7 protein-coding genes, 9 tRNA genes and 4 rRNA genes are annotated in these 14,373 nt (G+C 49.2%); all 20 read left to right on the top strand.

From position 1 onward, the window contains the following. Positions 1-76 precede the first annotated feature (76 nt). The 20 genes from M662_RS00650 (at position 77) to M662_RS00745 (ending at position 14,241) form a co-directional block, all read left to right on the top strand. Positions 77-868 carry a type III pantothenate kinase gene (locus tag M662_RS00650; RefSeq protein WP_026577053.1) on the top strand — a complete coding sequence of 264 codons (792 nt, stop codon included), beginning with the start codon at positions 77-79 and terminating at the stop codon, positions 866-868. Between the two features lie 5 nt (positions 869-873). Next, positions 874-1,758, top strand: a complete 885-nt coding sequence (gene hslO / locus M662_RS00655; protein WP_008633523.1) for an Hsp33 family molecular chaperone HslO — start codon at positions 874-876, stop codon at positions 1,756-1,758. 214 nt (positions 1,759-1,972) lie between these two features. Further along, positions 1,973-2,899, top strand: coding sequence for a cysteine synthase A (cysK, locus tag M662_RS00660; protein ID WP_008633525.1), 927 nt, complete (start codon positions 1,973-1,975; stop codon positions 2,897-2,899). 180 nt (positions 2,900-3,079) lie between these two features. Continuing rightward, positions 3,080-3,850, top strand: a complete 771-nt coding sequence (folP, locus tag M662_RS00665; RefSeq protein WP_081594773.1) for a dihydropteroate synthase — start codon at positions 3,080-3,082, stop codon at positions 3,848-3,850. After that, entirely contained in the window at positions 3,843-4,208 is a 366-nt protein-coding gene (gene folB, locus M662_RS00670; RefSeq protein WP_008633527.1) for a dihydroneopterin aldolase, read from the top strand. The genes folP and folB overlap by 8 nt, the downstream gene beginning before the upstream one ends. Next, positions 4,205-4,705 (top strand): 2-amino-4-hydroxy-6-hydroxymethyldihydropteridine diphosphokinase, encoded by a 501-nt coding sequence (gene folK / locus M662_RS00675; protein ID WP_008633528.1) that lies wholly within the window; start codon positions 4,205-4,207, stop codon positions 4,703-4,705. The genes folB and folK overlap by 4 nt, the downstream gene beginning before the upstream one ends. Positions 4,706-4,907: 202 nt before the next feature. After that, complete coding sequence (gene lysS / locus M662_RS00680; protein WP_008633529.1) at positions 4,908-6,392, top strand: lysine--tRNA ligase; 1,485 nt, start codon at positions 4,908-4,910, stop codon at positions 6,390-6,392. A gap of 364 nt (positions 6,393-6,756) precedes the next feature. Then, positions 6,757-8,320: ribosomal RNA gene (locus M662_RS00685) — 16S ribosomal RNA — on the top strand. Between the two features lie 182 nt (positions 8,321-8,502). Continuing rightward, a 23S ribosomal RNA gene (locus M662_RS00690) occupies positions 8,503-11,421 on the top strand. Positions 11,422-11,563: 142 nt separating this feature from the next. Continuing rightward, positions 11,564-11,677: ribosomal RNA gene (gene rrf / locus M662_RS00695) — 5S ribosomal RNA — on the top strand. Between the two features lie 12 nt (positions 11,678-11,689). Next, positions 11,690-11,765: transfer RNA gene (locus M662_RS00700), tRNA-Val, on the top strand. A 13-nt stretch (positions 11,766-11,778) separates the two neighbouring features. Continuing rightward, a tRNA-Thr gene (locus tag M662_RS00705) sits at positions 11,779-11,854 on the top strand. A gap of 51 nt (positions 11,855-11,905) precedes the next feature. Beyond that, positions 11,906-11,981, top strand: a tRNA-Lys gene (locus M662_RS00710). Positions 11,982-11,988: 7 nt separating this feature from the next. Continuing rightward, positions 11,989-12,070: transfer RNA gene (locus M662_RS00715), tRNA-Leu, on the top strand. A 7-nt stretch (positions 12,071-12,077) separates the two neighbouring features. Next, a tRNA-Gly gene (locus tag M662_RS00720) sits at positions 12,078-12,152 on the top strand. Between the two features lie 60 nt (positions 12,153-12,212). Continuing rightward, positions 12,213-12,301, top strand: a tRNA-Leu gene (locus M662_RS00725). Between the two features lie 12 nt (positions 12,302-12,313). Next, positions 12,314-12,390: transfer RNA gene (locus tag M662_RS00730), tRNA-Arg, on the top strand. A 6-nt stretch (positions 12,391-12,396) separates the two neighbouring features. Further along, positions 12,397-12,473: transfer RNA gene (locus M662_RS00735), tRNA-Pro, on the top strand. Between the two features lie 12 nt (positions 12,474-12,485). Further along, positions 12,486-12,561, top strand: a tRNA-Ala gene (locus M662_RS00740). 116 nt (positions 12,562-12,677) lie between these two features. Continuing rightward, positions 12,678-14,241, top strand: a 16S ribosomal RNA gene (locus M662_RS00745). Together the 16S, 23S and 5S rRNA genes with 9 tRNA genes alongside form the textbook arrangement of a ribosomal RNA operon. Positions 14,242-14,373: the final 132 nt, after the last annotated feature.

Raw genomic sequence — 14,373 nt, forward strand, 5'->3', positions numbered from 1 at the left:
TGTGCCGCAGAAGCGCGCGGGAACCGTTGTTGTGATATGATGGTAGCCGAAGGAAACGATGCGGGAGGCTATACGTATGAATTTTGTCCTTGATGTGGGAAATACCAATACAGTACTAGGTGTATTCGAAGGGGATACATTAAAATATCAGTGGAGGATCAAGACGGATCGTCATAAAACAGAAGATGAATTCGGAATGCTCATCAAGTCTTTGTTCGATCATGAAGGTCTTCGCTTTGAAGATATGGACGGAGTCATTATTTCTTCTGTTGTTCCGCCCATAATGTTTGCACTGGAGCGCATGTCTCGTTATTATTTTAAAAAGCAGCCGATGATCATCGGAGATGGTCATGTGGATCACGGCCTTGAGATGAAATACCCGAACCCGGAAGAGATCGGAGCGGATCGGGTCGTGAATGCTGTCGGTGCAAAAGACGAATATGAGCTGCCGCTGGTCATCATTGATTTCGGAACGGCAACGACGTATTGTTACATTAATGCGGAAGGGGAATATTTGGGAGGGGCTATTGCCCCGGGAATAAATATTTCCATGGAGGCATTGTATGCCAAGGCTGCCAAGCTTCCTAAGATCGAAATTAAGAAACCGGAACAAGTCATCGGCCAAAGCACAGTTGAAGCAATGCAGTCCGGTGTGTTTTATGGGTATGTCGGTCAAGTGGATGAAGTGGTAAGGCGGATGAAGGAAACAGCGGAACAAACCCCTACGGTAATCGCAACGGGAGGTCTAGCCAACTTAATTGCAGGTCAGTCCCGGACGATCGACCATGTAGATCCTTATCTGACTTTGAAAGGTCTGCATAAGATATATCAGCGCAACAAAGAAAAAGAAGTATTTAAAGGAGAATGATCAGCATGTCCGATTATTTAGTGCGTGCAATAGCTTTTGACGGTCAGGTCAGAGCGTTTGCAGTTAAGTCTACAGATACAGTGGAAGAAGCAAGACGCAGGCAGGACACGTGGGCGACGACATCTGCCGCGCTGGGAAGAACGCTGACAGTCAGTTCCATGATGGGTGCTATGCTCAAAGGGGAAGACAAACTGACCGTTAAAGTAGAAGGAGACGGCCCGGCTGGACCAATCGTCGCAGATGCCAATGCCAAAGGAGAAGTCCGTGGATATATTAAAAATCCACATGTCGATTTCGATTTGAATGAAAAAGGAAAGTTGGATGTGCGCCGTGCGGTCGGTACATCCGGTACATTGAGTATCGTTAAGGATCTGGGGATGAAAGATCACTTCACCGGTCAGGTTCCTATTGTTTCCGGTGAAATCAGTGAGGACTTCACGTATTACTTTGCAACATCGGAACAAGTTCCTTCTGCTGTAGGCGCTGGAGTATTAGTGAATACAGACCACACCATCCTTGCTTCGGGCGGCTTTATTATTCAAATGATGCCTGGGGCGGATGAAGAGACAACGAGTTTGATTGAGAAACGACTGTCGGAAATGCCGGCAATCTCTTCTCTAGTGCGTGATGGGAAATCACCGGAAGAAATTCTGTACGCCCTTCTAGGGGAAGAAAATGTACGTGTGTTGGATTCGATGCCGATTAAATTCCAATGTCACTGCTCAAGAGAGCGTGTCGAAATGGCGCTTTCAAGTCTTGGTAACGAAGAAATTGAACGTATGATTGAGGAAGATAAAGGAGCCGAAGCGAAGTGTCATTTTTGTAATGAGGAATATCACTTCGGCGTGGACGAATTAGAAGCATTGAAATCAACGTCTTCTGATTCATAATTCGTACCGGAGAATAATAAGTTTGAAATGGCGGGTGATTGTGATCCGCCATTTCTTTTATTATAAGGAGAAGCGCTCCTTATGGACCATGCAATGCAGTTTGACTCAAAGGAAAAATAAGTCGAAATAATGATTGAAATGTTTGACAATTGACGATTTTTTAAGTACATTAGGTTTAAATCCTATAAAAATACTTGGTTTTAGGAGTGAATGTATGAGAATCGTAAATAATGTTACAGAGTTGGTTGGACAAACGCCTTTAGTTAAATTGAACGGAAGCGCAGATGCAGACAGTGCAGACGTTTACTTGAAGCTTGAGTACATGAATCCCGGGAGTTCCGTGAAAGACCGGATTGCCCTTTCTATGATAGAAGAGGCCGAGAAGGCCGGACGTCTGAAAGCTGGAGATACCATCGTCGAACCGACAAGCGGTAATACTGGTATCGGTCTTGCGATGATCGCTGCAGCTAAAGGTTACAAAGCAATTCTGGTTATGCCTGATACGATGAGTCAAGAACGTCGTAACTTACTGCGTGCGTATGGTGCGGATCTTGTTCTCACTCCTGGTAGTGATGGAATGAAGGGCGCGATTAAAAAAGCGGCAGAACTGGAAGAGAAGCACGGTTATTTCATGCCGCAACAATTCAATAACGAAGCAAATCCACTTGTTCATGAAAGAACGACAGGACCGGAAATCGTGGAGCAGATGGGCGATCAGTTGGATGCCTTTGTTGCAGGGATTGGTACTGGAGGAACAATCACCGGAGCTGGTAAAGTACTCAAGGAAAAATATCCGGATATTAAGATTTATGCTATTGAACCGGAAGAGTCTCCGGTATTGTCCGGAGGGAGCCCGGGGCCGCACAAGATTCAGGGAATCGGAGCAGGTTTTGTTCCCGGCATCTTGGACACAGAAGTTTATGATGAAGTGGTCACTGTGTCGAAGGATGATTCGTTTGCTGCAGCAAGAGATGCTGCAAGGAAAGATGGAATCCTTGGCGGAATCTCTTCCGGAGCTGCGATTCACGTAGCCAAACAAGTGGCGAAGAAGCTTGGTAAAGGGAAAAAAGTCGTAGCGATTATTCCGAGTAATGGGGAGCGCTACCTGTCTACACCACTTTATCAATTCGACGAAGAGTAAATAATGGGAACTGCACTCCTTTTGAAGGGGTGCAGTTTTTTTATATAAGAAGTTCCTGATAGAAATTAAAAAATGTTGTAAGATAGGGGAAGAAATTATTTGGAAACGAGGGAATCAAGCGTGGCTTTTACATTAGAGACACCTCAGAAGACATTTACGTTGAATGAACGGACACATGTTATGGGAATATTGAATGTAACCCCGGACTCCTTTTCGGACGGGGGACTATACAATGATATGGATGATGCTGTAAGACAAGCAGTCAGAATGGAAGAAGCCGGTGCGGATATTATTGATATAGGGGGCGAATCCACACGCCCAGGGCATGCGCCTGTTTCAGAAGAAGAAGAACTGGCACGGGTGTTGCCGATTATTAAAGCTGTTACTCGCGCTGTGCATATTCCGGTCTCTATTGATACGTATAAGGCGGAAGTGGCTAAACAGGCAGTAGAAGCAGGGGCCTCCATTATTAATGATGTATGGGGCGCAAAGAAAGAACCGGAAATTGCCGACGTTGCTGCCCGCTATGATGTACCGATTATCCTTATGCATAACCGTACAGACAAAACGTACGGATCCTTAATCGAAGATATGAAATCAGATTTGAAACAGAGTGTGGCCATCGCGAAGGAAGCGGGCGTAAAAGACCACCAGATTATTCTTGATCCAGGTATCGGTTTCGCCAAAACGCAGGAAGATAATCTTGTAGTCATGCGTCATTTAAATGACTTTCACGAGCTGGGTTATCCGATTCTTCTTGCCACATCAAGAAAGTCTTTTATTGGAACGGTGCTGGATCTTCCGAAGGATCAACGCATGGAGGGAACTGGTGCAACGGTTTGTTTTGGGATCTCGCAAGGCGTACATATGGTACGTGTCCATGATGTAGAGCCAATAGTGAAAATGACGAAGATGATGGATGCTATGATAGGAGTGAAGAAGAATGGATAAAATTTATCTTAATCAAATGGAGTTCTGGGGATATCACGGCCTTTTTCCGGAAGAAAATAAATTGGGACAGCGATTTTATGTCGACCTGCAGCTGGAATTGGACTTGAAACCGGCATCGACCAGTGATGATATGACCAAATCTATAGACTACGGCGCTGTTTATGAAGTGACGAAGAAGGTTGTGGAAGGGGAGGCATATCGTTTGGTCGAGACGCTGGTAGAGAAAATAGCTGCGGAACTCTTTCTCTCTTTCGACCTGTTAGAAGCATGTACGGTCAAAGGGTACAAACCGGACCCGCCGATCCCGGGGCATTATGACTCTGTTGCCGTTGAGATTCACAGGAGCCGCCATTCATGAGAAATATCGCCTTCATTGCATTAGGATCCAATATTAATACAAGAGAAGAGTTCCTTCAGGACGCGCTGACTCTCCTGGATGAACACGCATCGATTCAAATTACTAATAAGTCCGCCGTCTATGAAACTGCCCCTGTGGGGTACACGGATCAAGCGGACTTTCTTAATATGGTCATCCGAGTGGAAACAGATCTTGCTCCTTCTCCCTTATTGGCATACTGCCAGGTGATAGAAGAAGAATTGGGCAGAAGGAGAGTAGTGAAATGGGGGCCGAGGACGATCGATCTTGACATTTTGTTGTATAATCAGGAAGGTGTGAACGAGGAACACTTGAAGATTCCTCATCCATATATGCAAGATCGGGCCTTTGTGATGGTTCCTCTCGTAGATATCAGCTGCGATGTTGTTCTTCCTCATTTAAACCGCAAGGCTCAGGATGTGCTGGAGCGAATTCCGGAGGCAGAACGCGCAGAGGTGAAAAGGTGGGGGAATCTTTGAGAGTTACAGTCATAAACAGCAGCTCGGGATGGAAGGATACATTTTCCGGAAACCGTGTTTGCGCTTTTCGTGCCTCTTGAATCGTTGACACGACCATAGGACTTTTTTATACTAAATCTTAGTTAGATACTGCCAGTCCAATACTGGCAGTTTTTATTATTGTAACGGAGTTAACCTAAAGATAAAGAATGGAGTGATCATAATGGCGGAAGAACTAAATGAACATATGCGGGTGCGGCGCGATAAGATGGATACACACCGTGAGAAAGGGATGGATCCTTTCGGTGACAAATTCGAACGTACCGATTCTGCTCAAGAACTTATAGAGAAATACGACCAGTTTACGAAAGATGAATTGGAAGAGAAACAGCTTCCTGCTACTATAGCGGGCCGTATTATGACGAAACGCGGAAAAGGAAAAGCTGGATTTACTCATATCCAGGATCTTTCCGGTCAAATCCAACTGTATGTCCGTAAAGATGAAATCGGTGATGAAGCGTACGACGTTTTCAAAGCGGCCGATCTTGGAGATATCGTAGGTGTCAGCGGCGTTATGTTCAAAACGAACGTAGGAGAGCTTTCGGTAAAAGCTAGTGAGTTCCAACTACTGACTAAGTCACTTCGTCCATTGCCGGAGAAGTTTCATGGTCTGCAGGACGTGGAACAGCGTTACCGTCAACGTTATCTTGATCTCATTACCAACCCGGAAAGCCGCGATACATTCGTGCTGCGCAGTAAGATCATCCAGTCTATGCGCCGGTACTTAGACGGCCTGGGCTTCTTGGAAGTGGAAACACCACTTATGCACGGGATTGCAGGTGGTGCATCGGCACGTCCATTCATCACGCACCATAATGCCTTGGACATGCAGCTGTACATGCGTATCGCTATCGAACTTCATCTGAAGCGTCTAATCGTGGGAGGATTGGAGAAGGTATATGAGATCGGTCGAGTTTTCCGTAATGAAGGGGTGTCTACCCGCCATAACCCGGAATTTACAATGATCGAGTTATATGAGGCTTATGCGGATTACCAGGATATCATGGCTCTTACTGAAAATATGGTTGCTCACATAGCGAAAGAAGTGCTGGGAACGACTAAAGTGATGTACAACGACGAAGAGATTGACCTGGAGCCTGAATGGGCACGTCTGCATATGGTCGACGCTATTAAAGAATATACTGGCGTAGATTTCTGGGAACAGATGTCTGATGAACGTGCAAAAGAACTTGCTGAAGAGCATGGTATTGAGATTAAAGATACGATGACTTTCGGTCATATTGTAAATGAATTCTTTGAGCAGCGTGTAGAAGAGAAATTGATTCAGCCGACCTTTATCTACGGGCATCCGATCGAAATCTCACCGTTGGCTAAGAAGAACCGTGAAGATGAACGCTTCACGGATCGCTTCGAATTGTTTATTGTAGGAAGGGAGCACGCGAATGCTTTCTCCGAGTTGAATGATCCAATCGATCAGCGCCAGCGCTTTGAAGCTCAATTGAAAGAAAGAGAAGAAGGTAACGATGAAGCACACATGATGGATGAGGACTTCCTGGAGGCATTGGAATATGGTATGCCGCCTACAGGAGGACTTGGTATCGGAGTCGACCGCCTTGTTATGCTGTTGACGAACTCCCCGTCTATTCGTGATGTACTGCTGTTCCCTCAAATGAGAAACAAAGAATAAAGGAAGATGGAATTACAAACCTAAGCCCCCGTTTTCAGCGGGGGCTTTTCTTATATACAGGGTAAATTATCTGAATTATTTTATTACAAAAATACGCTTGATAAGGTTTAATATCCATGATATATTATTACTTGTCGCGTTAAGAGAGCGGCGCACCGCACAGAACTTAACGAAACAAAATATAAAAAAGTTGTTGACGGAAACGAAACAACATGTTATATTAGTTAAGTCGCTGTTAAGCGGCAAACAACATTTTGATCTTTGAAAACTGAACGAACCAACCAGTACGTCAAACATTCTTTCTATTATATAGAGGGAATTCAAACAAGCACATTCGGTGTGCAAAATGAGCAAGTCAAACACTTTTATGGAGAGTTTGATCCTGGCTCAGGACGAACGCTGGCGGCGTGCCTAATACATGCAAGTCGAGCGCGGGAAGCGAGCTGATCCCTTCGGGGTGACGCTCGTGGAACGAGCGGCGGACGGGTGAGTAACACGTGGGCAACCTGCCTGTAAGATCGGGATAACTCCGGGAAACCGGGGCTAATACCGGGTAATACTTTCTTTCGCATGAAGGAAAGTTGAAAGATGGCTTCTCGCTATCACTTACAGATGGGCCCGCGGCGCATTAGCTAGTTGGTGAGGTAACGGCTCACCAAGGCGACGATGCGTAGCCGACCTGAGAGGGTGATCGGCCACACTGGGACTGAGACACGGCCCAGACTCCTACGGGAGGCAGCAGTAGGGAATCTTCCGCAATGGACGAAAGTCTGACGGAGCAACGCCGCGTGAACGATGAAGGTCTTCGGATCGTAAAGTTCTGTTGTTAGGGAAGAACAAGTACCGTGCGAATAGAGCGGTACCTTGACGGTACCTAACGAGGAAGCCCCGGCTAACTACGTGCCAGCAGCCGCGGTAATACGTAGGGGGCAAGCGTTGTCCGGAATTATTGGGCGTAAAGCGCGCGCAGGCGGTTCCTTAAGTCTGATGTGAAAGCCCACGGCTCAACCGTGGAGGGTCATTGGAAACTGGGGAACTTGAGGACAGAAGAGGAGAGTGGAATTCCACGTGTAGCGGTGAAATGCGTAGATATGTGGAGGAACACCAGTGGCGAAGGCGACTCTCTGGTCTGTTTCTGACGCTGAGGTGCGAAAGCGTGGGTAGCAAACAGGATTAGATACCCTGGTAGTCCACGCCGTAAACGATGAGTGCTAGGTGTTAGGGGGCTTCCACCCCTTAGTGCTGAAGTTAACGCATTAAGCACTCCGCCTGGGGAGTACGGCCGCAAGGCTGAAACTCAAAGGAATTGACGGGGGCCCGCACAAGCGGTGGAGCATGTGGTTTAATTCGAAGCAACGCGAAGAACCTTACCAGGTCTTGACATCCTTGGACCTCCCTAGAGATAGGGATTTCCCTTCGGGGACCAAGTGACAGGTGGTGCATGGTTGTCGTCAGCTCGTGTCGTGAGATGTTGGGTTAAGTCCCGCAACGAGCGCAACCCCTGATCTTAGTTGCCAGCATTCAGTTGGGCACTCTAAGGTGACTGCCGGTGACAAACCGGAGGAAGGCGGGGATGACGTCAAATCATCATGCCCCTTATGACCTGGGCTACACACGTGCTACAATGGATGGTACAAAGGGCAGCGAAGCCGCGAGGTGTAGCAAATCCCATAAAACCATTCTCAGTTCGGATTGCAGGCTGCAACTCGCCTGCATGAAGCCGGAATCGCTAGTAATCGCGGATCAGCATGCCGCGGTGAATACGTTCCCGGGCCTTGTACACACCGCCCGTCACACCACGAGAGTTGGTAACACCCGAAGTCGGTGAGGTAACCTTTTGGAGCCAGCCGCCGAAGGTGGGACCAATGATTGGGGTGAAGTCGTAACAAGGTAGCCGTATCGGAAGGTGCGGCTGGATCACCTCCTTTCTAAGGATTTAGAACGGAAGCGTACTTGGTTGGTTGTTCAGTTTTGAGAGATCGAAAGATTTCTCTGAACTACGTGAACCTTGAAAACTGGATAAGGAATCATCGTATCATCTAACGATGAAACGATTGATGACAAGACATCAAACATCGAAAGTTTTAAACAAACGTCTTTTCACGACGATAGTTAAGTGAATAAGGGCGCACGGTGGATGCCTTGGTACTAGGAGCCGATGAAGGACGGGACTAACACCGATATGCTCCGGCGAGCCGTAAGTAGGCTTTGACCCGGAGATTTCCGAATGGGGAAACCCACTGTTCGTAATGGAGCAGGATCTTATGCTGAATACATAGGTATAAGAAGGCAGACCCGGGGAACTGAAACATCTAAGTACCCGGAGGAAGAGAAAGCAAATGCGATTTCCCAAGTAGCGGCGAGCGAAACGGAATCAGCCCAAACCAAGAGGCTTGCCTCTTGGGGTTGTAGGACACTCCTTTGGAGTTACCAAGGAGGAAGGTAGATGAATCGATCTGGAACGATCAGCCAGAGCAGGTAACAGCCCTGTAGTCGAAACCTTTCTCCCTCCGGAGTGTATCCTGAGTACGGCGGAACACGTGAAATTCCGTCGGAATCCGGGAGGACCATCTCCCAAGGCTAAATACTCCCTAGTGACCGATAGTGAACCAGTACCGTGAGGGAAAGGTGAAAAGCACCCCGGAAGGGGAGTGAAAGAGATCCTGAAACCGTGTGCCTACAAGTAGTCAGAGCCCGTTAATGGGTGATGGCGTGCCTTTTGTAGAATGAACCGGCGAGTTACGACCGTATGCAAGGTTAAGCAGCAGAAGCGGAGCCGCAGCGAAAGCGAGTCTGAATAGGGCGAGTGAGTATGCGGTCGTAGACCCGAAACCGTGTGATCTACCCATGTCCAGGGTGAAGGTCAGGTAACACTGACTGGAGGCCCGAACCCACGCAAGTTGAAAATTGCGGGGATGAGGTGTGGGTAGGGGTGAAATGCCAATCGAACACGGAGATAGCTGGTTCTCTCCGAAATAGCTTTAGGGCTAGCCTCAGAATAGAAAGTCATGGAGGTAGAGCACTGATTGGACGAGGGGCCCCTATCGGGTTACCGAATTCAGTCAAACTCCGAATGCCATAGACTTTGTTCTGGGAGTCAGACTGTGGGTGATAAGGTTCATAGTCGAGAGGGAAACAGCCCAGACCGCCAGCTAAGGTCCCAAAGTGTGTGTTAAGTGGAAAAGGATGTGGAGTTGCTTAGACAACCAGGATGTTGGCTTAGAAGCAGCCATCATTTAAAGAGTGCGTAATAGCTCACTGGTCGAGTGACTCTGCGCCGAAAATGTACCGGGGCTAAACACACCACCGAAGCTGCGGATTGATCGTAGGATCAATGGTAGGAGAGCGTTCTAAGGGCCGTGAAGTCAGACCGTAAGGACTGGTGGAGCGCTTAGAAGTGAGAATGCCGGTATGAGTAGCGAAAAAAGAGTGAGAATCTCTTTCACCGAATGCCTAAGGTTTCCTGAGGAAGGCTCGTCCTCTCAGGGTTAGTCGGGACCTAAGCCGAGGCCGAAAGGCGTAGGCGATGGACAACAGGTTGATATTCCTGTACCACCTCCTTTCCGTTTGAACGACGGGGGGACGCAGGAGGATAAGGAGAGCGTGCCATTGGATGTGCACGTCCAAGCAGTGAGACGGTCGGATAGGCAAATCCGTCCGGCATAACGTCAAGCTGTGATGGGGAGGGAACTATAGTACCGAAGCTCCTGAGTTCACACTGCCAAGAAAATCCTCTAGTGAGGAAAGAGGTGCCCGTACCGCAAACCGACACAGGTAGGCGAGGAGAGGATCCTAAGGTGAGCGGGAGAACTCTCGTTAAGGAACTCGGCAAAATGACCCCGTAACTTCGGGAGAAGGGGTGCTCCTCTGCCGAGGAGCCGCAGTGAAAAGGCCCAAGCGACTGTTTACCAAAAACACAGGTCTCTGCGAAGCCGTAAGGCGAAGTATAGGGGCTGACACCTGCCCGGTGCTGGAAGGTTAAGGGGATGCGTTAGCGTAAGCGAAGCGTTGAACCGAAGCCCCAGTAAACGGCGGCCGTAACTATAACGGTCCTAAGGTAGCGAAATTCCTTGTCGGGTAAGTTCCGACCCGCACGAAAGGTGCAACGACTTGGGCACTGTCTCAACGAGAGACCCGGTGAAATTATACTATGTGTGAAGATGCACATTACCCGCGACAGGACGGAAAGACCCCGTGGAGCTTTACTGTAGCCTGATATTGAATGTTGGTACAGCTTGTACAGGATAGGTAGGAGCCTTAGAAGCCGGAGCGCTAGCTTCGGTGGAGGCGCTGGTGGGATACTACCCTGGCTGTACGGACATTCTAACCCAGGACCGTGATCCGGTCCGGAGACAGTGTCAGGTGGGCAGTTTGACTGGGGCGGTCGCCTCCCAAAGAGTAACGGAGGCGCCCAAAGGTTCCCTCAGAATGGTTGGAAATCATTCGCAGAGTGTAAAGGCACAAGGGAGCTTGACTGCGAGACCTACAAGTCGAGCAGGGACGAAAGTCGGGCTTAGTGATCCGGCGGTACCGCATGGAAGGGCCGTCGCTCAACGGATAAAAGCTACCCCGGGGATAACAGGCTTATCTCCCCCAAGAGTCCACATCGACGGGGAGGTTTGGCACCTCGATGTCGGCTCATCGCATCCTGGGGCTGTAGTCGGTCCCAAGGGTTGGGCTGTTCGCCCATTAAAGCGGTACGCGAGCTGGGTTCAGAACGTCGTGAGACAGTTCGGTCCCTATCCGTCGTGGGCGTTGGAAATTTGAAAGGAGCTGTCCTTAGTACGAGAGGACCGGGATGGACACACCGCTGGTGTACCAGTTGTTCCGCCAGGAGCATAGCTGGGTAGCTACGTGTGGTCGGGATAAGTGCTGAAAGCATCTAAGCATGAAGCCCCCCTTGAGATGAGATTTCCCTTTGCCTTCGAGCAAATAAGATCCCTCAGAGACGATGAGGTTGATAGGTCCGAGGTGGAAGCGTGGTGACACGTGGAGCTGACGGATACTAATGGATCGATGACTTATCTATCTGATCATAGATCGCGTGAAAAACGTTTCTTTCGATAAAGATGTTTCCTTATCCAGTTTTGAGGGTTTTCAAAAAAAGTTCAAAATAACCCTTGATTTTCAACTGGTTAAGAGCTATAATAGTTCTTGTCCTTGAAAAAAGGTTTGGTGGCGAAAGCGAAGAGGTCACACCTGTTCCCATGCCGAACACAGCAGTTAAGCTCTTCAGCGCCGATGGTAGTCGGGTAGATCCCCGTGAGAGTAGGACGCTGCCAAGCCTAATTAAATCCGGAGGATTAGCTCAGCTGGGAGAGCACTTGCCTTACAAGCAAGGGGTCGCAGGTTCGAACCCTGCATCCTCCACCATTAACTTTATATCGCCGGCCTAGCTCAACTGGCAGAGCAACTGATTTGTAATCAGTAGGTTGGGGGTTCAAGTCCTCTGGCCGGCACCATTAGTTGCCTCATAAAGCTAACTTAAAAAATTAAAGTGCTAGTTACATTGAGAGCCATTAGCTCAGTTGGTAGAGCATCTGACTTTTAATCAGAGGGTCGAAGGTTCGAGCCCTTCATGGCTCACCATGTTTTTGCGGGTGTGGTGGAATTGGCAGACACGCTAGATTTAGGATCTAGTGCTTCACGGCGTGGGGGTTCAAGTCCCTCCACCCGCACTTTAATGCGGAAGTAGTTCAGTGGTAGAACACCACCTTGCCAAGGTGGGGGTCGCGGGTTCGAATCCCGTCTTCCGCTCCAATGATACATTAGAGCTAGTTATAATGATACTTACAACATAGGTGAAAACATAGATGCCAGGCCGGGGTGGCGGAATTGGCAGACGCACAGGACTTAAAATCCTGCGGTGGGTTTCCACCGTGCCGGTTCGAGTCCGGCCCTCGGCACCATACGATATATATGCGCCCGTAGCTCAATTGGATAGAGCGTCTGACTACGGATCAGAAGGTTAGGGGTTCGACTCCTCTCGGGCGCGCCATTATAACGGGAAGTAGCTCAGCTTGGTAGAGCACTTGGTTTGGGACCAAGGGGTCGCAGGTTCGAATCCTGTCTTCCCGACCATTCCTTAATAACGGGGCCTTAGCTCAGCTGGGAGAGCGCCTGCTTTGCACGCAGGAGGTCAGCGGTTCGATCCCGCTAGGCTCCACCATTTATTTTGATCTTTGAAAACTGAACGAACCAACCAGTACGTCAAACATTCTTTCTATTATATAGAGAGAATTCAAACAAGCACATTCGGTGTGCAAAATGAGCAAGTCAAACACTTTTATGGAGAGTTTGATCCTGGCTCAGGACGAACGCTGGCGGCGTGCCTAATACATGCAAGTCGAGCGCGGGAAGCGAGTTGATCCCTTCGGGGTGACGCTCGTGGAACGAGCGGCGGACGGGTGAGTAACACGTGGGCAACCTGCCTGTAAGATCGGGATAACTCCGGGAAACCGGGGCTAATACCGGGTAATACTTTCTTTCGCATGAAGGAAAGTTGAAAGATGGCTTCTCGCTATCACTTACAGATGGGCCCGCGGCGCATTAGCTAGTTGGTGAGGTAACGGCTCACCAAGGCGACGATGCGTAGCCGACCTGAGAGGGTGATCGGCCACACTGGGACTGAGACACGGCCCAGACTCCTACGGGAGGCAGCAGTAGGGAATCTTCCGCAATGGACGAAAGTCTGACGGAGCAACGCCGCGTGAACGATGAAGGTCTTCGGATCGTAAAGTTCTGTTGTTAGGGAAGAACAAGTACCGTGCGAATAGAGCGGTACCTTGACGGTACCTAACGAGGAAGCCCCGGCTAACTACGTGCCAGCAGCCGCGGTAATACGTAGGGGGCAAGCGTTGTCCGGAATTATTGGGCGTAAAGCGCGCGCAGGCGGTTCCTTAAGTCTGATGTGAAAGCCCACGGCTCAACCGTGGAGGGTCATTGGAAACTGGGGAACTTGAGGACAGAAGAGGAGAGTGGAATTCCACGTGTAGCGGTGAAATGCGTAGATATGTGGAGGAACACCAGTGGCGAAGGCGACTCTCTGGTCTGTTTCTGACGCTGAGGTGCGAAAGCGTGGGTAGCAAACAGGATTAGATACCCTGGTAGTCCACGCCGTAAACGATGAGTGCTAGGTGTTAGGGGGCTTCCACCCCTTAGTGCTGAAGTTAACGCATTAAGCACTCCGCCTGGGGAGTACGGCCGCAAGGCTGAAACTCAAAGGAATTGACGGGGGCCCGCACAAGCGGTGGAGCATGTGGTTTAATTCGAAGCAACGCGAAGAACCTTACCAGGTCTTGACATCCTTGGACCTCCCTAGAGATAGGGATTTCCCTTCGGGGACCAAGTGACAGGTGGTGCATGGTTGTCGTCAGCTCGTGTCGTGAGATGTTGGGTTAAGTCCCGCAACGAGCGCAACCCCTGATCTTAGTTGCCAGCATTCAGTTGGGCACTCTAAGGTGACTGCCGGTGACAAACCGGAGGAAGGCGGGGATGACGTCAAATCATCATGCCCCTTATGACCTGGGCTACACACGTGCTACAATGGATGGTACAAAGGGCAGCGAAGCCGCGAGGTGTAGCAAATCCCATAAAACCATTCTCAGTTCGGATTGCAGGCTGCAACTCGCCTGCATGAAGCCGGAATCGCTAGTAATCGCGGATCAGCATGCCGCGGTGAATACGTTCCCGGGCCTTGTACACACCGCCCGTCACACCACGAGAGTTGGTAACACCCGAAGTCGGTGAGGTAACCTTTTGGAGCCAGCCGCCGAAGGTGGGACCAATGATTGGGGTGAAGTCGTAACAAGGTAGCCGTATCGGAAGGTGCGGCTGGATCACCTCCTTTCTAAGGATTTAGAACGGAAGCGTACTTGGTTGGTTGTTCAGTTTTGAGAGATCGAAAGATTTCTCTGAACTACGTGAACCTTGAAAACTGGATAAGGAATCATCGTATCATCTAACGATGAAACGATTGATG

It is taken from the genome of Bacillus sp. SB49 (genome assembly GCF_000469135.2).
GTDB lineage: Bacteria > Bacillota > Bacilli > Bacillales > Halobacillaceae > Halobacillus.